25 protein-coding genes are annotated in these 25,712 nt (G+C 60.5%); 4 read left to right on the top strand and 21 right to left on the bottom strand.

Going from position 1 to position 25,712, the window contains the following annotated elements:
* Window positions 1-22: 22 nt before the first annotated feature.
* The 9 genes from DHV10_RS25495 to DHV10_RS25455 all read right to left on the bottom strand — a co-directional run bounded on the left by DHV10_RS25495 (window position 23) and on the right by DHV10_RS25455 (window position 8,308).
* Window positions 23-1,561: a cytochrome b N-terminal domain-containing protein gene (locus DHV10_RS25495; protein ID WP_109489244.1), complete on the bottom strand. Its 1,539-nt coding sequence runs from the start codon at window positions 1,559-1,561 to the stop codon at window positions 23-25.
* Entirely contained in the window at window positions 1,504-2,172 is a 669-nt protein-coding gene (locus tag DHV10_RS25490) for a QcrA and Rieske domain-containing protein (RefSeq protein WP_239462044.1), read from the bottom strand. Before DHV10_RS25490 ends, DHV10_RS25495 begins: the two co-directional genes overlap by 58 nt.
* Before the next feature lie 10 nt (window positions 2,173-2,182).
* A complete protein-coding gene (locus tag DHV10_RS25485; RefSeq protein ID WP_109489243.1) occupies window positions 2,183-2,944 on the bottom strand; it encodes a cytochrome c in 762 nt (253 codons plus the stop codon).
* Window positions 2,941-3,813 (bottom strand): hypothetical protein, encoded by an 873-nt coding sequence (locus tag DHV10_RS25480; RefSeq protein WP_109489242.1) that lies wholly within the window; start codon window positions 3,811-3,813, stop codon window positions 2,941-2,943. The genes DHV10_RS25485 and DHV10_RS25480 overlap by 4 nt, the downstream gene beginning before the upstream one ends.
* Complete coding sequence (locus DHV10_RS25475; protein ID WP_239462043.1) at window positions 3,810-4,409, bottom strand: cytochrome c oxidase subunit 3; 600 nt, start codon at window positions 4,407-4,409, stop codon at window positions 3,810-3,812. The genes DHV10_RS25480 and DHV10_RS25475 overlap by 4 nt, the downstream gene beginning before the upstream one ends.
* 4 nt (window positions 4,410-4,413) lie before the next feature.
* Window positions 4,414-6,117: a cytochrome c oxidase subunit I gene (gene ctaD, locus DHV10_RS25470; protein WP_109489240.1), complete on the bottom strand. Its 1,704-nt coding sequence runs from the start codon at window positions 6,115-6,117 to the stop codon at window positions 4,414-4,416.
* A 13-nt stretch (window positions 6,118-6,130) separates the two neighbouring features.
* Window positions 6,131-7,318 (bottom strand): cytochrome c oxidase subunit II, encoded by a 1,188-nt coding sequence (gene coxB / locus DHV10_RS25465; protein WP_239462042.1) that lies wholly within the window; start codon window positions 7,316-7,318, stop codon window positions 6,131-6,133.
* Between the two features lie 429 nt (window positions 7,319-7,747).
* The gene (locus DHV10_RS27610; RefSeq protein WP_204101529.1) at window positions 7,748-7,918 is read right to left on the bottom strand and encodes a hypothetical protein; all 171 of its coding nucleotides are present in this window, start codon (window positions 7,916-7,918) and stop codon (window positions 7,748-7,750) included.
* A gap of 165 nt (window positions 7,919-8,083) precedes the next feature.
* Window positions 8,084-8,308, bottom strand: a complete 225-nt coding sequence (locus DHV10_RS25455) for a hypothetical protein (RefSeq protein ID WP_109489238.1) — start codon at window positions 8,306-8,308, stop codon at window positions 8,084-8,086.
* 139 nt (window positions 8,309-8,447) lie between these two features.
* On the opposite strand from DHV10_RS25455, the gene DHV10_RS25450 reads away from it, so the two are divergent.
* The 4 genes from DHV10_RS25450 (at window position 8,448) to DHV10_RS25435 (ending at window position 11,617) form a co-directional block, all read left to right on the top strand.
* Complete coding sequence (locus DHV10_RS25450; protein WP_239462041.1) at window positions 8,448-8,804, top strand: hypothetical protein; 357 nt, start codon at window positions 8,448-8,450, stop codon at window positions 8,802-8,804.
* Between the two features lie 206 nt (window positions 8,805-9,010).
* Entirely contained in the window at window positions 9,011-9,289 is a 279-nt protein-coding gene (locus tag DHV10_RS25445; RefSeq protein WP_109489237.1) for a hypothetical protein, read from the top strand.
* Between the two features lie 111 nt (window positions 9,290-9,400).
* Complete coding sequence (moaA, locus tag DHV10_RS25440) at window positions 9,401-10,438, top strand: GTP 3',8-cyclase MoaA (RefSeq protein ID WP_109489236.1); 1,038 nt, start codon at window positions 9,401-9,403, stop codon at window positions 10,436-10,438.
* Window positions 10,439-10,594: 156 nt separating this feature from the next.
* Entirely contained in the window at window positions 10,595-11,617 is a 1,023-nt protein-coding gene (locus DHV10_RS25435) for a GGDEF domain-containing protein (RefSeq protein WP_109489235.1), read from the top strand.
* A gap of 31 nt (window positions 11,618-11,648) precedes the next feature.
* Here the strand turns inward: DHV10_RS25435 and era are convergent, their stop codons facing one another.
* The 12 genes from era to DHV10_RS25370 form a co-directional block, all read right to left on the bottom strand.
* The gene (era, locus tag DHV10_RS25430; protein ID WP_109489234.1) at window positions 11,649-12,692 is read right to left on the bottom strand and encodes a GTPase Era; all 1,044 of its coding nucleotides are present in this window, start codon (window positions 12,690-12,692) and stop codon (window positions 11,649-11,651) included.
* 54 nt (window positions 12,693-12,746) lie between these two features.
* Window positions 12,747-14,048: a hemolysin family protein gene (locus tag DHV10_RS25425; RefSeq protein ID WP_109489233.1), complete on the bottom strand. Its 1,302-nt coding sequence runs from the start codon at window positions 14,046-14,048 to the stop codon at window positions 12,747-12,749.
* Window positions 14,045-14,674, bottom strand: a complete 630-nt coding sequence (ybeY, locus tag DHV10_RS25420) for an rRNA maturation RNase YbeY (protein ID WP_109489232.1) — start codon at window positions 14,672-14,674, stop codon at window positions 14,045-14,047. The genes DHV10_RS25425 and ybeY overlap by 4 nt, the downstream gene beginning before the upstream one ends.
* A gap of 59 nt (window positions 14,675-14,733) precedes the next feature.
* On the bottom strand, window positions 14,734-15,660 hold the full coding sequence (locus DHV10_RS25415; protein WP_162601887.1) for a sugar phosphate isomerase/epimerase family protein: 927 nt from the start codon (window positions 15,658-15,660) through the stop codon (window positions 14,734-14,736).
* Between the two features lie 137 nt (window positions 15,661-15,797).
* A complete protein-coding gene (locus DHV10_RS25410) occupies window positions 15,798-17,084 on the bottom strand; it encodes a hypothetical protein (RefSeq protein WP_109489230.1) in 1,287 nt (428 codons plus the stop codon).
* A 204-nt stretch (window positions 17,085-17,288) separates the two neighbouring features.
* Complete coding sequence (locus DHV10_RS25405; protein WP_420818761.1) at window positions 17,289-18,263, bottom strand: PhoH family protein; 975 nt, start codon at window positions 18,261-18,263, stop codon at window positions 17,289-17,291.
* A 418-nt stretch (window positions 18,264-18,681) separates the two neighbouring features.
* Window positions 18,682-19,677, bottom strand: coding sequence for an AI-2E family transporter (locus tag DHV10_RS25395; protein ID WP_162601886.1), 996 nt, complete (start codon window positions 19,675-19,677; stop codon window positions 18,682-18,684).
* 115 nt (window positions 19,678-19,792) lie between these two features.
* A complete protein-coding gene (locus DHV10_RS25390) occupies window positions 19,793-21,028 on the bottom strand; it encodes an MFS transporter (RefSeq protein ID WP_109489227.1) in 1,236 nt (411 codons plus the stop codon).
* A gap of 150 nt (window positions 21,029-21,178) precedes the next feature.
* Window positions 21,179-22,900: a choice-of-anchor D domain-containing protein gene (locus DHV10_RS25385; RefSeq protein ID WP_162601885.1), complete on the bottom strand. Its 1,722-nt coding sequence runs from the start codon at window positions 22,898-22,900 to the stop codon at window positions 21,179-21,181.
* Window positions 22,901-23,373: 473 nt separating this feature from the next.
* Entirely contained in the window at window positions 23,374-23,712 is a 339-nt protein-coding gene (locus DHV10_RS25380) for a P-II family nitrogen regulator (RefSeq protein WP_109489225.1), read from the bottom strand.
* 68 nt (window positions 23,713-23,780) lie between these two features.
* Window positions 23,781-25,145: an ammonium transporter gene (locus DHV10_RS25375; protein ID WP_109489302.1), complete on the bottom strand. Its 1,365-nt coding sequence runs from the start codon at window positions 25,143-25,145 to the stop codon at window positions 23,781-23,783.
* A 212-nt stretch (window positions 25,146-25,357) separates the two neighbouring features.
* Window positions 25,358-25,651, bottom strand: a complete 294-nt coding sequence (locus DHV10_RS25370; RefSeq protein WP_204101528.1) for a hypothetical protein — start codon at window positions 25,649-25,651, stop codon at window positions 25,358-25,360.
* Window positions 25,652-25,712 lie beyond the last annotated feature (61 nt).

The raw sequence follows: 25,712 nt of genomic DNA, 5'->3' as shown, positions 1-25,712 counted from the left end.
TTTCACCGCCAGCATCAAGCCCTCACCGCACCTTCGTCTGCCCAGCCCCGCGCTGCACAGTTGAGTTCGGCGGTACGCGCCCGCCATCACCCACCACGTACCGCGATGCATCCTCTGCAGCCGGCTGGTACCCCGGATGCAGTGTCTCCAGATACCGCACCAGCGCCGTGCTCTCCGCAGGCGAGAGCGCGCTTCCATACGCCGGCATGTTTCCGCCGCCCAGCAGAATCTGCCGGTACAGCTGGTCCTCGGTCAGCCGCGTCGCCACTTCGTCCAGCGCCGGTCCGCGCTGTCCGCCTTTGCCGCCCAGCGCGTGACAATTGCGGCACTGCTTCTCCTGCAGCACATTGGCGCCCTGCCGCTCCAGCGGAGTCCTGCCATGCAGCAGATCGGGCGGCACCTCCGCGCCGCTCCACGCATTCATCACGGGGCTCCACGGCGTGTACGTGCCGAGATGCGTCCACGTGCCCCAGCACACCGCAACAAACATCAGCGTGAACACCGCCACAGGCCGGCGCCACCAGCTCTTCTCGCCCACGCCCGCCACCAGCGGTAGCGCAACCAGAATCACCACCGCCACGACAGGCGCAATCAGGATGAACGGCGTTTCCATCTCGGGCGGCAAAAACGACAGCACCGTGTAAATCCACAGAAAAAAGAAGTCCGGCTTGGGCACTGTGTTGATGATCGTGGGATCCGGAAATCCCTTCGGTCCATACGGCCCGAACGCAGCCGCGCACACGGCCACGGCAAACAGGATCGCCGCGGAGAACACCAGGTCCTTCCACACCGCGCCCGGCACAAACGGAATACCGTCGTTGTGCGCAAGCTCGTTGTACTCCCGCACGTATGTATCGCGCCTAACAATGCGTCCCGGCATGGGCCACTCGTTGATGCCGAGTTTCAGCACTATCCACACATGCAGACCCGTGAGCGCGAGCAGTGTTCCAGGAATCACGAAGACATGCAGAGCGAAGAACCGGGTCAGCGTTGCGCCGCTGATGATCGGCCCGCCCAGCAGCAGATGCACAAGCTGCCCGCCGATCCACGGCACACGCCCCATGATCGACGCGCCAATGCCCAGTCCCCAGTACGCATCCTGGTCGAAGCGCAGCACCTGCCCCGTAAAGGCCATGCCCAGCGTCATCAGAAGCATGAAGACGCCGACAATCCACGTCAGCTCGCGCGGGAACTTGTATGCGCCAAACAGAAATACCTGCGCCATATGGATGAGGACTACGGCGACCATGAAGTTCGATCCCCACCCGTGCATCGCGCGCAGAAACCAACCCAGCGGCAAATCATGATTCAGAACTTCAAGCGAAGTCCATGCGTGCGCGGCGGAAGGCGCGTACACCAGCGCCAGCATGATGCCGGTCGCCACCTGCAGAATCAGCAGCACGAGGCTCGCGCTTCCAAAAACATACCACCAGCTCGCGGTGCTCTTCGGCACGGGATGCAGAGCCGCTTCTTTTACCGGCCCTTCAAGTTGTACGCGCCGCTCTACCCAATCGTAGAGGCGCTTGTACCAGGGGCCGGTCGGCCCCCTTGCGTCGGGCATTGCTCAATCCTCGCAACTATTTTTGGCGGCTCCGCCTGCCCCGCTCCAGGGCACTCCAGCTTCGCCTTGTTCTGTAACGTCGGCATCTGCCCTGCCTGAATCAGCAGCTTGCCATTCTCGATCTTCAGCGGATATTTGAAGAGTCCCCGCTCCGGCGGTCCCGATGCCCTGTTCCCATCCGCGTAGTACACCCCGCCGTGGCACGGGCACATGAACAACTGCGATTCCGAAAACCACCGCACCGGACAATTCAAGTGCGCGCAGTTGATCGCAAACACCGTGAACTCATTCGCCGCCGTGTGCCGCACATACGCCGGGATCTTTGCCGTCGCTCCGTCCCAAGCGTCCGTGAACGGGTTCTGAAACGAGATCAGCTTCGTTTCGCCTTCCGGAAAATCACTCACGTTGCCCACCGGCACCCACGCGAGATATTCCTTGCGCCGCAGCACTGGCCCCAGCACGTACCCAACTACCGGCGTCGCAATCGCCAGCGCCACCAGCGCATTCAGCGCAATACCGACATTCATCATGAATGTCCGCCTCGATACCTTCTCCTCGTGCAGGCGCTCCTGTTGCTCCTGCGGACTGGGCGGCGGAATCATCTCTTCCATACCTTCTCCTCTATTTCTTAATCGCCGAAGGGGGCTCATCGCCCGGCTTGCCTGAAAGCTGATTCGTGTTTGGATACGGCTGCCCCGGCAGCACCGGCTTCTGCGACATCAGCCACGCGCTCACATCCGTCACTTCGTCATCCGTCATCGCGCGTCCGGGAATATGCCCCCGCCAGTCCGGCTCGCCGATATCCGGCCGGCCCGGCACAATCGTGGTTCGAATCGTCTGCTCGTTCACCAGCGCCAGAAACGATCCATCCAGAATCGTTCCGGCCTTTCCCGGCTGCTCGCGCGTCATCCCATGACAGCGCGCGCACGCAATCGCATAGACGCTCTTGCCCTTTGCCGCATCTCCCGCATGAGTAGCTCTGTACGGCGGAGGCGTGTCGCCCCCAAACGCATCGCCCTTCTTCCATCGCTCGCGCATCCCCTTCACCAGCGCATCGATCTGCTGATCCGTCAGCACGCCGCCGCTTTCCAGCGCAAACGCCGGCATCAGCGATTCCTTCTCACCCTTCGCGATCACATCGCGCAAAGTCGCATCGTCGATCCACGCCTCGTACTTCGGATTCGCAAGATTCGTCGCCGATCCGTTCCTTCCATCCACTCCATGACATCCCGCGCAGTTGTCGCCATACAGTTTGTCGAACGACATCACCTCTTCCGGACGCGGCACCTCGGGGCCGGCCTTCGGCTTTCCGGGCAGGTTGCATCCCGCCGCCGCGATGAGCGCCAGCGCGGACACAACCCCAGTCGCGATCCGACTCTTCATCGCTTCGGCTCATCTCCATCGCGCTCGTGCATCAACCCCGGAGCTTCCACGCCCAGCCTTACCGCAAGCGGCGCCTGCCTCAGTCGCTTCAACTTCCCGCGTTTCGCCACCACATATCCGGCGACCAGCCCAAAGATCACCTGCGCCGCCGCGAACGACCACCAGTCGATGTGCTCCGCGAGAAACGGATTCACAATTCCGATCACGCTATGCAGCAGCCCCGTCCACGCCGCCGGCGCAATAATCCCGCCCAGCAGCATCGGGTGCCGCGGCCATATCGGCAGCATCGCGCCGTACAGCAGTCCCACCAGCAGCGTCGTCGCACCTTGAATCACGTTCGCCGTCACAAACGCGCCGAGGTTAAAGTGCGTCATCTGCTCCATCGTCGGATTCACCCAGTTGCCCACACCCGCGCCGCCCAGCAGATTCACCACGTACCAGATACTGTGAAATCGGATGATCCCGTAAATCTCCGCGGGAATCACCATCGCAATCCCGCCTGCAATTCCACCCACAATCCCGCTCGACAACGGAAACGTCTGCAGCGGCAACTGCGCACGATGCGTCTCGTCTACCTGAATGCGCGCCACCTTTTCGCGCGCAGGCACAATTGTTACCACCTCGTCCGTCACCGGAACGTCTTCATGCTTCTCATGCGGCAGCACCTCGCGGAACCAACCAACTGCCGCCACAATCGCGAGTAACGCGCCAAGCATTCCGATCGCCGCCGTCGTGACCAGTGAAGCGCTCACCAACGTCAGCCCTAACGCCATCATGAACGGCCACGCAGTCGGCGCCGGCAGATGGATCGTGTGCGTGTGCACGTCGCCCTGTTCCGTCGTACCCAGTCTTGAATGCGTCTCTGTCATCTGCCCACCACGTACACCACCGTGAAAACCACCACCCACACCGCATCCACGAAGTGCCAGTAGAGCGCCAGCACCTTCACCCGATAGCTATGCTCTGCCCTCAAGTGTCCCGTGAGCGCAAACACCATCGTGACGAGCATCATCAGCATGCCCACGATTACGTGCGAGGCATGCAGTCCCACGAGCGAATAGAAACATGTGCCGAACAGATTCGTGTGAATTGTCAGATGATCGTGCACGATCAGCTTGCGCCACTCCAGCCCCGTGTCACCGAGGAAGATCGCTGCCAGCAGAATCGTCACGCCCCACCACAGCCGGAACGCCGCAATCTTTCCGTGCTCAATGGCGCGCTCCGCCAGCATGATGAATCCGCTGCTCGAGAGCAGGCACACCGTGCCGAAGTAGGGAATCTCCAGCACCTCTCTCGGCGTCGGTCCCTGCACATCGCGCCCGAGATAGTAGAGATATGCGACCACGAAGATCAGGAAGATCGATGACTCGGCCGTAATCAGCCCGGCCATCGCCACCATGCCGCGCGAAGGCAGTCTCCACTCGCCCTCTTGCGTCGCGTGTTGCAGCGGAACCGTCGCCATCATCTCCTCACTCAAATGCAGAATCCGGATCTTCCGGATGCTTCAGGTCCCACAGTGGCCTGCGGCTCGCCACCACCGGATCAACAACGAAGTTGTATGCCGGTGGAGGCGAAGTCGTCGCCCACTCCAGCGTCCACGCATCCCACGGATCCGGCCCGGCGAGCACGCCTCTGAAGTACGAGTGCACAAGGTTATAGACCAGCACCAGCACCGCAATCCCCTGGATGAATCCGCCAACCGACACGATCTGATTCAGCAGCGTCCACCCGCGGTCCGGTTCATAGGTAAAGATCTGCCGCGGCATCCCCAGCAGTCCCGGAAAATGCATGACATCGAACGTCATATGAAATCCAATCACCATCAGCCAGAAGTGCAGCTTGCCCAGCCGTTCATCCAGCATCCGTCCGGTCATCTTTGGATACCAGTAGTAGATCGCTGCGAAGATCATGAACACGATGGCGCCCACCAGCACGTAATGGAAATGCGCAACCACGAAGTAGCTGTTATGCAGCTGCCAATTCCATGCAGAGACAGACAACATGATCCCCGTCAATCCTGCGATGACCCACTGAAACAGAAACGCGATCGAGAACAACATCGGGGTCTGGAAGCGAATCTTGCCGCCCCACAACGTAGCCAGCCAATTGAAGGTTTTGATCCCAGTCGGAATCGAAACCAGCATCGTCGACAGCGTGAAGAACGCATTGCCAAACGACGTCATGCCGATGGTGAACATGTGGTGCGCCCACACGCCCAGGCTGATGAATCCGATGCCCACCGAAGCCGCGACCATCGCCGGATACCCGAAGATCGCCTTCCGCGAAAACACCGGAATGATCTCGTTTGCAAACGCGAATGCCGGCAACACCAGCACGTACACCTCCGGATGCCCGAAGATCCAGAAGAAGTGCGCCCACAAAATTGCCGACCCGCCCATCTGCGTGTCGAAGAAGTGTCCGCCCAGATAGCGATCGATCAGCAGCATGGCCTGCGCCGCAGTCAGCGGGCTCACCGCGACCAGAACAAGAAACGAAACGGTTGCATATAGCCACGGCAGCAGCGGAATCCGAGACAGCGTCATCCCCTTGCATCGCATGCAGAATACCGTCGCGATAATGTTGATCGCCGTACCGATGCTCCCTATTCCGTTTGCAAGAATCGCGATGGCCCAGTAGTCCGTTGAGTGCCCCGGCGAAAACGGCCGCTCCGTCAGCGGCGCATATGCAAACCACGCGACATCCGGAGCTGAGCCCGTGCCATACAAACCCACTCCGCCGATGAAGCTGTAATAGAGCAGCAGCCCCGCAAACGCGCTGATCCAGAAGCTGAACGCATTCAGCCGCGGAAACGCCATATCGCGCGCGCCGATCATCAACGGTACAAGGTAATTGCCAAACCCAAACAGAATCGGCATGCCCACCAGAAACACCATTGTTGTTCCATGCATGGTGAACAGTCGGTTGAAGGTGTAGGGCGAAACGAAATCATTGTGCGGATAGAAGAGCTGAATGCGAATCATCAGCGCTTCCACGCCCGCTACCAGCAGAAACACCAGCGCGTAGCAGATGTACAGAATCCCGAGCCGCTTGTGATCCACCGTCACAATCCAGCTGTGAACAAGCTCCAGGTAGGTCCCCGGCCTGCTCAGCTCCTGCGTGCGGTCGAGCCCCGTCTCAATTCCCTGGGGCGCCGGCATGCTGTCTGTACCCATCTCCGCTCCCGCGTTATTTCAACGTCATCAGATACGCCGTGATCTGTTCGTTCTGTCTTTCGCTCAAGTGCATCGCCGGCATCAGCGATCCCGGCTTGAGCTGATTGGGATCATTGATCCACGCAAGCAGGTTCTCCTTTGTCAGCGGAACCGCTCCCGACGCAATCGTCTCGCGGCTCATCATGTGCGTCAGATCCGGTCCATACCGCCCGGTCGCTACAGTGCCCGCCACCGTGTGGCAGCTGATGCACGCCTCATGCTCGAACACATACTGGCCCATCCGCGCGGAGATCTGCTGCTGCTCACCCATACTTGGTGTCACATTCCCGCGCGTTGTTGGAGAGTTGGGCGGAGCTTTGCTCGTCGCCGCCGCCTGCACCACTCCAGCTTCATTCCCCACATTTGGCGCAGCCTCGTTTGCGCTGCCCTCCGGCCCGCCCGGTACTGCTGTCAACTCCGCCTGCGTGCGCTGCTGGGCAGCAATCCACGCCTTGAACTGCTCCGGCGTATCCACATAAACGCGCAGCAGCATCTTGGCGTGCTCCGGTCCGCAGAACTGCGCACACTGGCCTAAGTACAGCCCCGTTTCGTGCGGGTCAATCCACATCTCGTTTACGCGATTCGGCAGCACATCCGTTTTCCCGTCCAGCTGCGGAACCCAGAAGCTATGCATCACGTCGGCCGACGTCAGCTTCATAAACGCCGGCCGCGGCGCATCCTTGCTGCTTACCGGCAGGTGCAGTTCATTCGCGGTCACCACGTTGTACTGCGGATAGCGAAACTCCCACCAGAACTGATGCCCCACCACAATCACATCCAGCGCGTTCTTTGGCTTCGGCGCATCCTGCACGCTGAACAGCACGCGCGCCGTGGTCAGAAACAGCACCACGATGATCAGGATCGGAATGATGGTCCACGACAGTTCGATTTGTATGCTGCCGAAAACCTGCGGCGGCTCGGTCGTATCCCCTTTGCGCGCGCGAAATTTAACAATCGCGTAAAGCAAAAGGCTGCTCACGCCCACATAGATCAATCCCGTAATGCCCAGCACGAACATGGATAGATCGTTCAGCTGATGAGCCGGCGTTGTCTTGTTCGAAAAGATCGAGGTGGAGGAAGGCGCGCTCCATGCACACTCGCTCAGCAGCAGCACTCCTGCTGCGAAGAGCCAACGCCGAACGAGATTCGCTCTAGATTTCACTGAATCCGCAACCTTTTAGCTTGGCCGGGTAAAAATCCTGTGATGCACGCTTCTGCAAACGAAGTTGGTTGCCGCTCAGGCGGAACACTTGCAACGGAGACTGGTGGGTCCAGAGGCCGAGCCATCAACGCTGCTCATGAGCGGCTCGCTTCAAGACAAACTCTGGGCCTTTGGGTTTAGTCTCCACGGCGAAGGGGCCCGCCGAGGAAAGCCAATCTTACCACCAACAGAAGCGCAATGTGGATTGAGCGAGAGCCGTGAGCGGCGACTGATAGTGCGGAGATCCCGCGCCAGGAGCGCTGCCCGACACGAGAACAGGCGCACAAACGCAATCTCTAATTCAATCGCAATTCGTATCGTATTACGACATTTACACGAACAGCCGAATCGCTTCGCGCTGCGAAGAATTTCAGGCGCGAGAGTTCGCCCCTACTCTTCTGTCTGCAGAATCTGTTCAAGCTTGCGCTTGTATTTGGCTTGCCGGCCGGTCTTAGGTTTTTCTTCCACCACCCGCACGGGCTTTGGCTGCCCTACGCGCTCGCGGGCATTCGCCTTCACGGCTTTGGTGGCCGAGAACTTCGCTGGCTTCCTTTTCGTCATTCGACCTTCAGTATCGAACAACTTGAGGCCGATGACCATCAACAAACGATGATCAATGTCCGTTGGAGCGTGAAGGTGGAGTGTTCCAAGGCGATGCCAAAGCGAGAATATAGCTTCCCAACAATGGAAGAGAGACTTGCATCGTGAGGAGATCGCTCAGCCAGATCAGAGCTGGATGTGCGGCTTCGAAGCCTGGTAAGCCAGGCCTGCTTTCGCTTCCGCGGTCTTCGCTGGCGCATGAGGAGGCGGCTCCGGCAGGGCATCGTCGTCGCCAAGCAGCTCCTTGAAGTCCTCGAAGAACGAGATGATCACCACAATGGCCGATCCCGCCATTCCCACGAAGAAGAGAACCACGATCACATCGATCAGCACTTTGCCTATCGCGTACATGAGCAAAGTATTCTGCTCAATTCGGTAGCGAGAGCTAAGGGCAATGTAAGGGATTCATAAGCGCCTGCCGCGCGCCGGTCGGGCCTCTTCATCCTGCTTACCGCTGCCGGCAGGATTAGTATGGATAGGTCCAGCCGGAGTGGAAACCTTCGGCTCATCTCGCGAAGCCCCGCCCTCCCTTCCCGTCGACGCGGCTTCTCTTTCCGGAGTTGTAGAAGATGGAAGAACGCGATTTTTCAACGAGACTACCGAAACTCGAACTCACAACCTCACCTGCCCCAAGTGCGGCCAGGCCGGGGAATACAAGGTCACCTGGGTTGTTCGCCGCAAACGCCCGCAGCTTCCGCGGCACGCCGACGAACGCGATCGCGCCAAGTTCGCCAAGGCTCAGTCCTATATGGTTCGCCGAGACGACAAGCTCTCGTGCGCGAACATCCGCTGCCGGAAGCCATTTGAAATCACCTCGCTCCAGTCACTTGCCTTCATCAACGAGTAGGCCCGCGCTGGATAGACTCCGGAGCTATCGCAGCACAGCGGTCATCATCCCGCTGCACCCGCTTTTCACCGCACTGTAAAGGACCCGCTCGGCGACCGCCCTTCCGTACACTCCAGTGGAACTCCACCACCCTCATGTGATTGAATCGAAAGAGTGAGCCCACGGCCACCCGGCCGAACACGGGCCCCAGCAGGAGACAGACTCTGATGGCTAATTCCCTTCTTCCCCCCGAAGAGCGCAACCTTACTCCCGATCAGGTAGAGCTGCTCGACAAGCGTCGCGAGTGGGGACACACACTGCTGGTCATCGCCTGCCAGTTTGCCGTCATCGCCACCGTGCTCCTTCTCTGGGTCGGACAGGACCTGCAATATTCGCCAGGCTGGGTGCACCCCATGGCCTTCTACTTCGCCATCGCCTGCGGCCTCGTCCTGGTACTGGGCGTGGCCGGCCTCGCACTGCGCTCCGGCACGCCTCGCATCGACTGAAGCCTCGCATCACGAGCAGTTTGCATCTCTCAAGAGCCGGCCTTTGCGCCGGCTCTTCTCGTCACAGCTTCTGCACAGCTCGCCGAAACGGTATAGCCTGAAAGTGTGCCGATGGCTGCAGCTTCCCCAACCACATCTGCCGAGAACGCAACGAAACGCCGCCTGATCGACAGTCACGGCCGCGTGATCCACGACCTGCGCGTCTCGGTTACCGATCGCTGCAACTACAAGTGCATCTACTGCCGCACGGGCGAATACGGCGCGCAGTATCCCGAGCTTGCGATCGAAGAATATCTCCGCCTGATCAGGCTCTTCGTCGACCTCGGCATCGAGAAGGTCCGTCTCACGGGTGGCGAGCCGCTGCTCCGCAACGGTCTCATCGAACTCATCCAGGAACTTGCCTCGCTGCGCACCACATCCGGCCAGGCCCTTGACATCGCCCTCACCACCAACGGCCACCTGCTCGACAAGATGGCAGCGCCGCTCAAGGGCGCCGGTCTCAATCGCGTCACCGTCAGCATGGATGCCGTTGACGCGCCCACCTTCGAGCGCATCACCCGCGTCCCGGGCAGCTTCAACAAAGTCTTAAACGGAATTCGCGTTGCCAAAGCCGCCGGCCTTACTCCGCTCAAGGTGAACTGCGTTCTGCTCCGTGGATTCAACGACAACGAGATTGAAGGCTTCGCCCGCTTTGCCCGCGAAGAAGATGTAGTGGTCCGCTTCATCGAGTTCATGCCGCTCGAAGAAGACCGCCTCTGGTCGCCCGAGATCGTCGTTCCGCTTAAGGAGATCGTCGCCCGCATCTCGCGCGAGATGCCGCTCGTCCCGCTCGCCCCGCGCGAGCCCAGCGAAACAGCCCGCCGCTACACCTTCTCTGACGGCAAGGGCGAGATCGGCATCATCGCTCCCGTCAGCCAGGCCTTCTGCGGAGCGTGCAGCCGCGTCCGCCTCACCTCCGACGGCAAGATCCGCACCTGCCTCTTCTCGCAAGTCGAGCACGACCTCTACGGCCGTATGCGCGCCGGCCAGTCCGACGCCGAACTTTCCGCCTACATCGTCCGGACCATCAACGAGAAAGAAGCACGCCACCACATCGGCGAACCCGGCTTCCTCAAACCTTCCCGCTCCATGGTCCACATCGGCGGTTGAGAGATCTTCCCTAGTCCCTAGTCCCTAGTCCCTAATCCCTGCCTTTGTGACTTTCGTACACCCCACCCGCGACCAAAGATATCCCACGTTCGTAATTTGCACGTTCGGATGTGCCAAAATCGCTTCAGCAGAAGAAAATTCCCCTGCCGCGCGTAAATGACTCAGTCAACAGAGAATCGAATCCCCCTCGATGACCTGATGGTCTTCCATCAGCTCGCGCGGTCGCTCAACTCCAGTCTCGACCTCGACACCATCCTGCGCACCATCCTTGAACAGATGGAGCGGCTTATCACCGCCGACATGTGGACACTGCTGATGATGGACGAGTCGCGGGAGGAGCTCTACTACGCCATCGCATCAGGCAACGGCGAAAGCTCGCTGCGGGATTTGCGGGTCCGTGTCGGCGAGGGAGTTGCCGGCTGGGTTGCCGAGCACTCCGAAACGCTCATCGTGCCAGAATCAGAAGACGATCCGCGGCTCCATCAAACATCCAGTCCCGATCAGCGCGTCGTTCGCTCCGTCATTGCCATGCCGCTCCGCGGCCGCAAAGGCGTTCAGGGCGTCATCGAAATCCTGAATCCGCGCGCCAGCCAGATGAGCGACTACACCATAGCCTTCCTCCACATCCTCTGCGATCACGCGGCCATCGCCATCGAAAACGCCCAGGACGTAGCGCGCATCCACCAGCTCACCATTACTGACGACACCACCGGCCTCTACAACGTGCGCCATCTCTACAAAGTTCTCGAGCAGGAAGTGGAGCGCTCACAGCAGAACAGCAAGCCCGTGAGTCTCGCATTTATCGATCTCGACCGCTTCAAGTCCGTCAACGACGTGCACGGCCACCTCATCGGCAGCGAACTGCTCGGCCGCGTCGGCGCGCGCATCAAGCAGATCGCCCGTCCCAAAGACATGTGCTTTCGCTATGGCGGCGACGAGTTCGTCGTGATGATGCCCGAGACGTCAGCCGAAGAAGCGCTCGCCACAGCCACGCACCTGCACCATCTGCTCATCCACAGCGTCTTCCGCATGAGCAACGGCCTCGAACTCACCGCCAGCGCCAGCGTCGGCCTCGCCACCTGCCCGCCAGAGAACGCAGTGCACGCCATCATCGGCACGGCCGACTCCCGCATGTACGCCGTAAAAAGCAACGGCCGCGGCAAAGTCCGCGGCGCGTAGAGGGCCTTCGCATACAAGCCCTTTTGGTCCCTTAGTCCCTAGTCCCTGGTCCCTTGTCGCCCTGCTTCGCCGCCAGCTCCTCGATCTGCCTTCTCCAGTCCAGCGACTCCACAAACGCCCGCGACTCCCGCCAGTTCGGCTCCACGATGACGTGCAGCTCCAGAAACACCCGCGTCCCCAGCAGCGACTCGATCTGCTTCCGCGCTCCGGTCCCGATCTCCTTCAGCTTCGCACCGCCCTTGCCGATCAGAATCGCCTTCTGTCCCTCGCGCTCGCAGTAGATCGCGGCCGCGATTCTGGTCAGCGGCAGTTTCGCCGGACCCTTCTTTCTTGGTTCCTCCGCGGGCGGCTCTTCGAATCTCTCAATCACGACCGCCGATGCATACGGAACTTCTTCGCCCGTCTCGACCAGAATCCGCTCGCGAATCAGCTCGGCCACCATGAACCGCATCGGCTGATCGGTGTACTGGTCCTTCGGGTAATACCGTTCGCCGGCGGGCAGCGCATCCACAATTTTGCGGACAAGAATCTCCAGCCCGTCCTTCTTGCGCGCGCTCACCGGAATCACTTCCGCGAAGCTGTACTGCCTGGTCAGCGTCTCGATCAAGGGCAGCAGAACATCCTTCGCCACCAAGTCAATTTTCGTCAGCACCAGAAACGCCGGGCAATCCAGCCCCTTGATGAGCGAAAACAGAAACTCATCCTCGCTCGCCCAGTTCGACTTGTGCTGATGCGCCTGCGCCGGCTCCCCCGCCGCTTCAAGCTGTACGCGCCTGCTGGCATCGATCAGCACCAACACCAGGTCGCGCGTCTCCAGCGCCTCGTGCACTTCCTGCAGCATGCGGCGGTCCAGTTGCGAAGCAGGCTTGTGCACTCCGGGCGTATCCACAAACACGATCTGCGCGGCCGGATGTACCTTCTTCTTTGCCGGCACCTCGACGACGCCCATGATGCGGTTGCGCGTCGTCTGCGGCTTCGCTGTGACAATCGCCACCTTCTCGCCCGTCAGAGCATTCAGCAGTGTGCTTTTTCCCGCATTCGGCCGCCCCAGTATCGCCACAAATCCAGACTTCAAATCAGTTCACTCCCGATGAGTATCACTCAGTCCCTACGTCCCTAGTCCCTGCTCCTACGGCATCGCCGTCGCTTCTTCCTTCGCCGGCGGATAAATCCTCAACCGATCCACTCTCCGATCCGTGGACGCCACCACCTGCATGCGCAAACCACTCTGCTCCAGCAGCACCACCTCACCCGGCAGCGGAATGCGGCCCTCGATCTCACTCACCAATCCGCCCACGGTTGTGGCCTCGTACTCCTCATTGATCTCTACGCCATCCTTGAACAACCGCGGCACCTCACCAACCGGAAAATCTCCCGGCACAACCCACGCACCGCCGGGCTCCTTCTGCGGATCGGCCGCGTGCGCGTCTTCCTCGTGTTCGTCGCGGATGTCGCCGACAATCTCCTCCAGCAGGTCTTCGATCGTCACCAGCCCCGCCACTCCGCCGTATTCATCGATCACGATGCGCATGTGCTGCTTCTCGCGCTGCATCTCGCGCAGCAGCTCATAGCCGCGCTTCGTCTCCGGCACAAATACCGCGGGCTGCTGAATGCTCGCGACCGTCCGGCTGCGTGCCTCTTCATCGCTGATCTGCAGCAGATCGTGGGCAAACGCGATTCCCGTAATCGAGTCCAGCGTTTTTTCATACACCGGCACGCGCGAGTAGTTATGCTCTTTCAGCCGCTCGAGAAACGTCTCCAGCGTTATCGACTGCGGCACGGCGAAGATCTGCGGCCTCGGCGTCATCACCTCACGCACCAGCTTGTCGCCGAACTCCACCGCCGAGCGCACCAGATCGCGATCGCTCTCTTCGAGAATTCCTTCTTCCTCGCCCGCCTCGAGCAGCGACTCCACGTCGGCCACCGGTTCTTCGTCTTTCGTTGCGGGAGCCTCCGCGAGCGATGCCAGCGAGAAGAAGAATCGCACCACCACCGTGATCGGCGTCATCATCCACAGCAGCAGCCGGATCGGCCACACCAGCCGCGACGCCCATCTTCCCTTCGTGTGCGTGAACAGCAGGTTCGGCAGAATCTGGTTGCAGAACACCAGCACCAGCAGCACCACCAGCACCGCCTGCGTGATCTCCGCGAAATCCGGACGGCCTGCGTGCGGTCCGCGATCGAAGAGCACCGCCCCAACCGCCAGCGCAATCGTCCCCAGCGTCAGTTGCTGAAGCACCGCCGCGCACAAGGCCGCGTGCTCGCGCGTCAACCCGATGAACGGCTCAACCTTCTCTTCCCACTCGTCGAGGTTGTCCTGCACCTCGCGCGGCAAAATCTTTCCAAACTCCGAGTAAAGCCGGCTGATGTACGCCGCAAACGTATCCACCAGCGCCACAAGCACGAGCAGCAAAATCGTCGTCCAGCTCATGCGTGCACACTCCGCCCAGTCGAACGACGCGAAGCTGTGCCCCGTTCATCGCTTTTGCGATGAGCGGGAAACGGCAGACCCTCCGCCCGCTCAATGAGCCCATGCGGCAGCCGCAACTTCGCCCTCAGCCTCTCCTCCAGCCGCGCCATCTCCCCAGCATCCGTCTCGTGATCATACCCCGCCAAGTGCAGCAGCCCATGCAGCATCAGCACCTTGATCTCGGTGGAGACAGAATGCCCGATCCGGGCCGCCTGCCTCCGCGCCGTATCCACACTGATCGCCAGATCCCCCGCAATCTCCAAACTCCGGGGTGCCCCGTATCTCCCGCTTTTGGAGATGCGGGATACGTAACTCGGAAACGACAACACATCCGTCGCCTTGTTCTTTCCCCTGAACGTCCGGTTCAACCGCCGGATCTCCTTATCCGTCGTCAGCAACACCGAGACCTGCCCGCGCAGCTTCACCACGCTCTGCGCCTCGCGCAGAAACCGCACCAGCGTGCGCGCAGACGGAATTCGATTGCTCTGGGATTGAGCCCGGGAAGGGGTTACCGCCGACCGCCGCCGACCCGCCGTCAAAGACGTGCTCGATCGGTCAGTCTCCAGGTCTGGGTCAAGAATGATCATCGTACGCGGAGCCCGCACTCAGCAGGCCCCGGTCCATACATTTTATGCGAATGACGCCTTCAGGCCTTCATCAACCCCGCGACATACGCATAATCCAGCTTCGCCGCCTCCAGTGCGGTCTTGCCCTTGAACGGCGGATCGTGATCCACGATGAAGTACTCCACGCCCGCTTTCTTCGCCGCCTCGTATGCAGCCTTCAGCGGAGCCACACCCGTCCCCAGGTCCACAATATGCCCGCCGGCCTCAGGTCCCAGCTCGTTAATCGGCGGAGTCACCGTGCTGAAATCCTTGAAGTGAATCAGCTTCACCAGGTCGGCGTGCGCAGAAATCAGCTTTGCCGGATCGCTCCCTCCGGCCGCCACCCACCCGGCGTCCACCTCCAGCTTCACCAGCGCAGGATCGGTTTCCTTCAGCAGAATGTCGTACCCGGTCTGCCCGCCCTCAAACTTTTTGAACTCCACATTGTGATTGTGGTACGCAAACTGGAGCCCCTTCTTCTTCGCGGCCTCGCCGATCTGGTTCGCGTTCGCTGCCATGCCTTTGAAGTCATCGGCAGTCAGATGATTCATCTTCGCCATCATCCCCGCCGCTGCGGCAGCCCCGTTTGCCGGCCCCGGCGGCAGCACCGAGCTGATCGCGTACTTCACGCCAAGCTCGCTCGCCTGGTCCAGCACCTTCTCCGTCGGCATGAAGCCGAACCCGAAATGCCCCGCCGGACATCCCAGCCCCGCATCCGCAAGCATCTTCTTGAAGTCGGGAATGCTGCTGATCCCCATAGCAAACGCTTCCACATAGCCGTAGCCGATCGCCGCCAGCTGCTTCAAGGTCCCCGCCGGATCTTTCTTGTAATCCGCCTGCACCATATACATCTGCACGCCGGGTTTGGACTTCTCATCCGCGCCAAACATCCGCTTCACCCCGGCCACCTGCACACCCGCCATCACCGCCGCAGAACGAACCAGCAAACCCCGTCGACTAAGGGACATGTCTATTCCATCTCCTCCGCGCAAAGCGCAGTCACATTGCCCGCGAGTATACAGGAGCCGTCGAAACATCGATCTATTGAGCGGACCCTTCACGAAGTAAAGGGGGAGTCGACACATCTGCAGTTGCTTTTCGCGGATCACCCGAAATCAGGATTGTACCTCTTCAATATTTCGACCCCCGCCTCCGGCGTTCGCTTCTTCGGAGCGCGCGGATCGCCATTACACTCCAGTTCCCAGGCGCAGTGCAGGCCAAACACCTGCTCCGGAGAGAGGTCGGCAGTGGCCTCGCCGAAAAGTGCGAATGTAACTGAGCCCACCATCCCGTATCCCATTTTTGGCTCCGTCTTACCCTCGTCCGGCGGATACCTGTAGCGAAACACCCAAAGCTTGCGCCGATCGTCTTTCGGCGGCCAGAAGAGCTCACGCGCATCTACTTGTTGGATTTCCTCCGGTGGTGCTCCAAACTCATTCGGATGTCCCAACCACTGGCACATCTCCGAGATCGCTTTGAAGTCGTCCGTTCGAGATTGCGGTGGTATTCGATTCTCAGCTCCAAGTTCAGTCAGATAATGCATGGCCGCGGCTGCGTCCTGTGGAACAGCACTCGCCGCCTCAAGCTTCTGAAAGCCACGTTCATCGCCGCACGCAGCCGCAGCCCATGCCGCCTCTAACTGCACGCCGCGATCGGGATGCTGATTTGCGAGGGTCTGCACCTCCCCTCGCACTCTTGGCGACAGGAACGGAATGCTCGCCGCGGCACTAAGTGCGTGACTCGAACGGTCTCCTGTTTCACGCACCCAGCTCAGTAGCATCTCCAGTCCAGACTCAGTATCGAATGGGTGATGCTTGAGCCCACCAGACCTTCCAGCCGCGTTGCAGAGATCCAGAAAGGTGATGGCAACGAAGCCCTCAGGAAGAGGCTCGCGAAGCGCCTCGATGATCTCTGCCCTCCACGGATGACGATCTTTCGCGAGCATATGAAAGATCATTGACCATGGAAATCCGTCGTTTAGCAGCGGGGAGCGCGCGGCCGTGACGACCCTGTTCAAGCCTCCCTGCGGCGCATACATAGAAACAACTTTTAAGAGAAAAAGCAGGTCGTCTCTCGTGCGCTTGTCGGCCGTGGCGCTTAATGTATCGAAGATGCGAAGAAGTTCAGGACAGCCTGCCTCTCGAAGGAGTTTGACCGCTTCCTCACCTTTTGGCCGCTGCATCATTCCAATGACGTCTCGCAGCGAGGACCCGACTGCACGTTTGGCTGCCGAATCTGCGGATAGCGGAAACATTCTGAGCAACCGGACAACGAGTTCTGCTTCTTTTACGGTGACTACCGGCTCCATGGAGACTTCTCGAATCTTCTTCTCAGCCGATTCAGGATCTTCGAGTGCTGCAGTTAGTGCTCCCGCCAGTGCGCTTTCGGCCATCGGCCCACTCCTTCGGTTGGTTCAACGCAGAATGAGATGAGCCACTCGCTGTCAGCTCACATGATTTTGAACATAGTATCCGAATTTCCAAGAGACGCACGGTGACCGCAGATGAACGGTGTTACACGGGTTCACCAAGCCTGCAAAGCAAGAAGGTCCGCTCCTCAGAGCGGACCTTCAAACAAATCAACGCCTATCGCGAACTTACTGCGGCTTCGCCGGATGCACCGCCTGCTGCTGCGTTCCCTGTTGCTCCGCAGCCTGCGCCGGCATTCCTTCGCCCATCGATAACGGCAGCTCCTGCTGCTGCGGCTTGGCCGCGTCGTACGCACGCACGATCCGCTGCACCAGCGCGTGACGCACCACGTCTCCATCCGCGAAGTGGCAGAATGAAATTCCCTCCACCCCATCGAGAATGTTGATCGCATCCAGCAAGCCCGACTTCCGCGGATTGGGCAGATCGATCTGCGTAATGTCGCCCGTGATCACTGCCTTCGAGTTGTTCCCCATGCGCGTCAGGAACATCTTCATCTGCTCGATGGTCGTGTTCTGCGCCTCGTCCATGATGATGAAGGCATCATTCAGCGTGCGCCCGCGCATAAACGCCAGCGGAGCCACCTCGATGATGTTCTTCTCGAGCATCTTGTCGACCTTCTCCGGATCGAGCAAGTCATACAACGCGTCATACAGCGGCCGAAGATACGGGTCCACCTTCTCCTGCAGCGTGCCCGGCAAAAAGCCCAGCCTTTCGCCCGCTTCCACTGCCGGACGCACCAGCACGATGCGGCTCACCTTTTTCGCGTTCATCGCCGCCACGGCCATGGCTACCGCGAGATATGTCTTGCCCGTACCCGCCGGCCCCACGCCGAACACCATGTCGTTCTGCTCGATGGCTTCGATGTACTTCCGCTGGTTCATCGACCGCGGCTGCACCGTGCGCTTGATCCCGCTGGAGCGAGCCTTTCCCGCATCCGCGAGCGAGCGCAGAGTCACTGCCGGGTCTGCGACCACCAGCCGCAGCATTCCGTTCAGTTCGCCATTATGAAGATTGATCCCCTGGCGCCGCAGCGACTCGAAGTCCTGAAAGATGCGCTGGACCCTGGCGACTGCTTCGTCCGGCCCCTTCACATGCACTGAGTCAGACCTAAGATCGATCCTGACTCCGAGCGAGTCCTCCATAAGTCTGAGGTTTTCATCGCGGGTCCCAAAAAGGGGCTCAAGATTTGGCGTGATCTCCAGATCAGCGTTCAGAATTCCTCCTGTAGCCCTGCCCAACGGGCAGAGTGCGGCTGTTGATTGGATGTTGCAGCAGCGGAATTGGGTGGAAATTTCTGCCGGAACCGGCCGAAGGAGCTATAAGGCGCACTCGATTGAAGACCTTCCCGGCGAACTTCGTATTGGCGCAGGCAACCAAGTGGCTATGTATGGGGAGAGAGTAGCGCTGGACTCAAATTCCGTCAATCCCACCGGCCATGAAGATTTGGAAAACGCGTCACCATCTCGATACGTGGGCCTCTGGACCCGGCTTGAAGCATCGATTTCCGCCGGATCCGGGATTCGCCGCGGCCGGTAGCCCGGGCCAAATCGCTCCGACCCTTCAGCGCCGTTCGAGCACTCCACCCTTGGCGTCCGGACTCCCGATTGCAAAGCCGGATGCTTCGACCTTGATGTAGTACAGCAGAACCGGCGCAAGGATCATTCCCGATATCCCCATCAGCCTCTCGCCCAGCACCAGGCCGATAAGCGTCAGCCACACCGGGCTGTCGATCCGCTGTCCAATGATCTTGCTGTTGAGGAAGTACTCGAGCTTATGAATGACGACGAGGAAGATCAGCGCCACCAGTCCTGCCCTTGGCGAGATCGTGAAACCGACGCCCACGATGATCGAGTTGCTGATCAGATTCCCGACAATCGGCAACAGCCCGCACAGGAACACCAGCCCCACCAGCAAAGCGGCAGAGGGGTAACCGCTGATGATCAGAAACGCTGTCGTGAGCACCGTATTGATCGCAGAAATCTTGATCTGCGCACCCATCACCTTTGCAAAGCTCAGATAGAGGTTCTCGAATCGCGCGCCTATCTCTCGCGTGAGCTGCCAGTAAATATTCCGCCCGTCTGCTGCGTCTCCGCCGCCCGCCGTCCACGCAGGATTCACGAACACGCTCAGCGCCACCACCAGGCCTGCGAGAAGAAGCAGAGTCTGCAGCGACACCACGCTCGCATACCGGCCGATGGTAGAGATGCCCTCGCTGGCCTGGGCCACGGCAGAGTTCTTCAGGCTCTCGTAATCCGTAAACGGCAGATCGATCCCGTGCTTCTCCGCAAACTCAACCATTGCGGGAATCGCGGTCTGCGCGAGTTTCGGGAGCGTGCGATAAGCGAGGCCCGCGAAGTAGATAAGCCCCGCTCCTACCACGACCACCGCACAGAGATACAGGGTTACGCTCAGCGTCTTGTTGCGCCGAAAGTAGAAGACCTGGAGCGCCAGGTAGCCGAATAGCGCTGTCAGCAGCAGCGTGCCCAGGTGCAGCCACGCAATCAGCACCAGCAGGATGGCCACAAGCACATAGGAAGTCTGGGCAGCCCTGCTCATCCCTCGAACGAGCCTCGCGTCAACTTCCATCACACCGCCGCCCTTATTCGACGACGAGTATAGCGTTTCGTCTTCCCAGAGCGATGTGACCGGCGGCCGCGCCTTCCGCGCCGCATCAAACTTCCTCGCGCACCGCTTCGACCAGCTCCATCTTTCCGGAGCCGGATTGTCCGCGCCCTCGCTCCAGTTGCGCCAGCACCACTCCGGCAACGAGGCACGTCACAATCCCGATCGCCGCATCCATAAACAACGTCCCCGTGATTCCCGCCCGCGCATACGCCCGGCCATCGATCGCCGTCACATAGGTCACCGGCACGTTTGTCGCCGCCGTCAGAAACGAGAACGTCGTCGCCGCCAGCGGATTATCCGGCCCGATCGCCTCAAACACAATGCCGATCTGAATTGAAAATGCCACCGCCTGGAACATGTACTCGCCGAAGAGCGCTCCGGCAAACGTCGCCGTCGTATGCGGCATGGCCACCAGGCTCAGCGTGAACAGACATCCCAGAATCCCGTTCGCCAGATAGAAGAACCTCAGCTTGAGTCTGCGCGCAATCACTGGAAACAGAAAACATCCCAGCAGGCCCGGTATGAACGCCCCCACGCCTCCCCAGAAGCTCACCGCGCGGGCCGAGGCGTGGAAGTCCGCGCCCAGCCCACCCATCAGGTTCGGCATCACAAACGAACTGCACGGCGAGAGGAACAGCAGCAGGACGATGAGCACCTCGCGCCTCCTCAGCAGCGCCAGCACCTCGCGGTTGAACTGCGCAAAGCTCTCACCCGCCAGCCGCCGATCCGGCCCGGGCGCCGGGATCAGAACAAATGTGCAGGTCGGAAGCACAATCAGCAATCCCAGCGCCACCGCGGCCGGCACAATCCCCAGACCTCGCACGAGTTCCCCGCTGAGACCCACAATCAGTCCTGTCCCGCATACCAACGCGATGTTGATCCACTTGCTGAGAGAGTTTTTTTGCACGTCCGGCACAATGTTCGAAAGCCATCCGCCCAGCGCCGCCGCTGACAGCGCCGCCGACGCGTTGCACATCACCATCGCCGCTTGCAGAACCAGCAGATGATGCAGGCTCAGCATCGCAATCGTCGCGGCTGCGCCGGACACGATCGCCAGCACAGTCGCATACCAGCGCCTGCTGAACCGCACATCCAGCATCGGCCCGAACATGAAACACCAGAAATTCGGCGACACCGCGATTGCCGTGATCAGCGCGATCTTCGGCTCCGGAACGTGCACGCTCGCCATCAGCTGCGGCATCACGAAGTTCATGATCCCGCTTGCAAACCCAAGCGTGCCGTTCGCCAGGCCCATCACCCACAATGGCGGAAGACGGCGCATCGCGCTCAGACAAGGACCTCCAGGGAAGCTTCCCTCATCCTACCGACGCTGCTTACCGCTGACCAGCAATTTTCCGGTCGCCTTACGCCACATCAAAACGAAAAGGCCCGCCACCCCGAACGGTGACGGAGCCTCTCTCGACGAGTCTTTCTACGGCGTCGGAATCCCCGCCGTCGTGGTGTTCGAAGCCACGCTCTCCACTCCCGATCCGTCCACGCTGGTCACGTAGTACGTGTAGGACACGCCGCACTGCACATTCCCATCGGCGAACGCCGTCGATGACACCGCGCCTGTATTCACCCGCTGATACCCGGTTGTGCCAATCGCAGCCCTGTAAACGTTGTAGCCGGCAATGGCACTCGATGACGGCGCGTTCCAGCTCAGCTGCACGCTATGCCGGTATCCGGTTCCGGTCATCGCGATCGAAAGCGCCCCGCCCGTGGCATTGCTCCCGATCGTCAGCTGACCTGATGCGGACCCTGCAGCCGTCGGCGTGAACTGCACATTCACCGTCGCCGTCTGCCCCGGATTCAAAGTTACCGGCGCGGTCAGCCCCGATGCGCTGAACCCCGCTCCGGTAACTCCCACTGAACTGATCGTCACCGGCGTGTTGCCCGACGCCGTCAGCGTGATCGACTGCTCCGCCGGAGCATTCACCAGCACGCTGCCAAAAGACACACTGCTCGCATTGGCCGTCAACGCCGCCGTTCCCGGTCCAAGCTGCAGAGCAAAGCTCTTCGACCCACCGCCGGCCGCCGCAGTCAGCGTAGCCGTCTGGCTCGTACTCACCGCGCTTACATTCGCAGCAAAGGTCGCGCTCATCGCGCCCGGTGCCACCGTCACCGTAGCCGGCACTGCAACCGAAGCGCTGTTGCTCGTAAGGGAAACCGGGAACCCCGCCGAGGTCGCCGCGCCGTACAGGCTCACCACGCACAGGTCCGTCCCGGCGCCCACATACGACTGCGTCGCACACGTCACCCCGCTGAGCGCGGGAACACCGTCCGCACTCAGGCTGATCGTCACCGCGCCCTGCGCTGCATTGCTCGCGATCGTTACAGTTCCTGAAAACGAACTCGTGTGATCGGAGTAGAACCGCAGCGTCAACGCCGCTGTCTGCCCCGGATTCAACGTCAGAGGCGCGGTCACGCCCGTCGCCGTGAACCCCGAACCCGTCACCGCCACTGACGAAATTGTCAAAGGCGCGCTCCCCGACGACGTCAGCGTGATTGTGTTCGTCGCCGTCTGCCCCACGACCACTGCGCCGAGATTGACCGTCGTGGCGCCGAGCGAAAGCGCCGGGCTGAACGCATTCAGCTGAATGCTGACGCTCGCCGTCGAACCTCCCGCATTCGCCGCGACCGTTGCCGTCTGCGTCGTACTCACCGCAGCCGCAGTCGCCGCAAACGAAACCTTCGACGCTCCAGCGGGCATCACCACCGACGCCGGCACCGACAGCGCCGTGTTGTCGCTGGCCAGGTTCACCGTCAACCCGCCGTTCGGCGCCGTGGAACTCAACGTCAGGCTGCAGGTCGTGCTGCCCGAGCCCGTGAACGACTGATTCGCGCAGGAAAGCGACCGCACTCCAAGCACCTTCCGAACCTTGAAGGGGGAGACCTCCCTGGCCGCCAGTCCAGCGCTGGCCGTCGAAGTGGTGGGACTGCCCCCCGCTTCGGTCGAGCCCGGCCCGCCCTGAGACTCGGAGCGTCTTCCGCGTTCCATGCGCCACTCGGACTGGCCGGCCTCCGGCGCGCGGCCCACGGACGGCTGGTGTAAACCGGAATCCCCGCCGGCAGTGCCTGTATCTTCGAAACTCATTTCACCCGAAGCGGTTCGCGACATCGCCGTGTAGGTGTTCGCGCCACAACCGGACATCAGACCCGGCCCGGCTATCAGCATAGGTACCAAAGCCAGACTGCTTGCCAGTCGGCTTGCATTTTTGGAGTTGAGGCGAACAGAACTCGAAAGGAGAGAGTGGATTAAGGCCCTTATAGTGTGCAATTTAGCAACCCCTGAACGTAGTAGCGGGCGTCTATCCGGCAGCCTTTTCTTCAACGGAAAAAAGACGGACAGTTTCGTACCAACGAGGGTAATCTAAGCTGAAGTACTCACGCCGCCTTGTGCTCAGAGTCACGAAGGTGGTAGGTAGATGTTACCTAAGTGTTATTTCGGAACTTGGGCCAAAATGGGAATGGTCCCCAAGATCGAGCCGCTCCTCGTCAAGGCAGGGCTCTGGGATCCCGGGGGTCCGGCCCCCGTCCGCTGATTCCGTTGCGCAAGGGGCCAAACGACCATCCAGAAGCGGAAAGCGCCGACGTTCTGCCGGCGCCCGCTGCAAACCCGACAGCCTACAGAGCTCCCTCTCCGCGCTCGTCATTGCGGATCCGGATCACCTGTGCGACCGGCGACACAAAGATCTTCCCGTCCCCGATCTTTCCGGTTCGCGCGCCCGCAATGATCGCCCGGATAGCCGTCTCCACCATCTCGTCCTGCACCACGACCTCCACCTTCCCTTTGGGCAGCAGATCCACCGAATACTCCCGCCCACGGTAGAACTCGGTGTGTCCCTTCTGCCTGCCGTGCCCGCGCGCTTCCACGATGGTCATGCCGGTAATGCCTGCCTCAATCAGAGCCGCCTTCACTGCCTCAACCTTCGACGGCTGAATAATCGCTTCTACCTTCTGCATCTCTCAAACCTCCACTTGCTCTGGGTTCTGAAACTTTTGGTCATGAATCCGCAGCGTCTGCAGACTCATCACGCCACGCGGTCGTACCCCTCTTCGCCATGCTGTGTAATATCCAGTCCCTCAATCTCCTCGCTCGGCGAAACGCGCAGCCCGATCGTCTTGTCCACCACAAACAGCAGCACCAGCGTTCCCACAATCGAGATACCCCACGCAATCGCGACTCCGCCCAACTGATTGAGCAACTGGTGTCCGTTCCCCTCAATGAGCCCTGAAGGAAGCGGGTTCCCTGCAGCATCTTTGAACATCGGATTGATTGCGCTTGAAGCGAAGATCCCCGTGAGAATGGCGCCAAGCGTTCCGCCCACTCCGTGGACTCCGAAGGCATCCAGCGCATCATCGTAGCCAAACATGTGCTTCACCTTCGCCACCATGAAGTAGCAGCAGACGCCCGCGAAGATCCCGATGACAATGGCCCACATCGGCTGCACGAATCCCGCCGCCGGAGTGATCGCCACCAGGCCGGCAACCGCGCCGGAAATCGCACCCAGCGCGCTCGGCTTCTTGTTCCGAATCCACTCCGCCGCTGCCCAGCTCATTGCAGCCCCGGCCGTTGCGAAATGTGTATTCACAAACGCGCTCGTGGCCAGCGCTCCCGACGACAACGCACTGCCCGCGTTGAATCCGAACCAGCCCACCCACAGCAAACATGCCCCAATAAAACTCAGCACCACCGAGTGCGGCGGCGCAGGCTCGTGCGGATATCCAAGCCGCTTGCCCAGGTAGATTGCGCACACCAGCGCCGACACGCCCGACGTAATATGCACCACCGTTCCGCCCGCAAAATCCAGCGTCGAAATCGCCCCACCCAGCGCGGCATTCAACAAGCCGCCTTTTCCCCACACCATGTGCGCCATCGGCGAATACACCACAAGCGACCACAGCATCAGGAAAACCGCCATCGCGCTGAACTTCATCCGTTCTGCAAACGCTCCGGTGATCAGCGCCGGCGTGATGATGGCGAACATCAGCTGATAGACCATGAACGTCTGCACCGGAATCGTCGCTCCGTAATCCGGATCCGGCGTCAGCGCCACATCGCGCATGAACGCATGATGCAGTCCGCCGATAAAGCTCGTTCCCGCATCGAACGCAAGGCTGTAACTCACCAAAGCCCACAACAGAGTCACCAGCGCCATCATCGCGAAGCTCTGCATCATCACCGAAAGCACATTCTTCTTCCGCACCAGCCCGCCATAGAACAGCGCCAGCCCGGGCCCCGTCATCATCAGCACCAGCGCCGAACTCACCAGCATCCACGCGTTGTCCGCGTTCGATACCGTGAGCGCCGGCGCAGAACCTTGCGCATTGCCGATCGCACAACCGGCAACCAACAACAAAAGAACAGCAAACATCATTGATCCACTTCGTCTCATAAGAACTCCTGACAAATCTGTCGAGTGCTGGTTTCCGTCGCTCCGCATCAATGCAACATTCAGCCCGTCTGCAGCACGCACACGCGTGAGCCGGCCGGCATCGCTGGCGCGAGCGGCTGCGAGCGCAATAAGTCGCAACGCGACCTCATCGGCCTGCAAACACGCGTCAGCAAAAATGTTGAATTGATGGGAAGGAGAGGCTTGGCAGCTCTCTAACAGCGCAGGACGAGAGACGTCTGGCTATGGCCGTGCTCGGGGTTTCGCGAACCGTCGTTCAGCAGGACTGCGTGCCCATCGATCGCATCTGCAACCGAGATGATCCCGACGACGGTCAGTGTTCCCGAATTGCCGTTGACCATGGTGTGCGCGGCAACGTGGTGTTCGCGCAGAACGGTCTCCGGCATATCGATCGACGGCGCAATCAAAACTGTCAGCACCGCAACCATGACCGCAACCACTACGGCGATCCTGAATCTCTTGCTGCCCGACTTAAAGCCGCTCCGCACGATACCGTATTTGAACGGCTACGGCATAAAGATCGAATGAGGTTCAGGGCAGAATTTCATA

Source organism: Occallatibacter savannae (assembly GCF_003131205.1).
Classification (GTDB): domain Bacteria; phylum Acidobacteriota; class Terriglobia; order Terriglobales; family Acidobacteriaceae; genus Telmatobacter; species Telmatobacter savannae.
The sequence above is the reverse complement of the archived record's forward strand: the minus strand, read 5'-3'. Positions and strand labels throughout refer to the sequence as shown.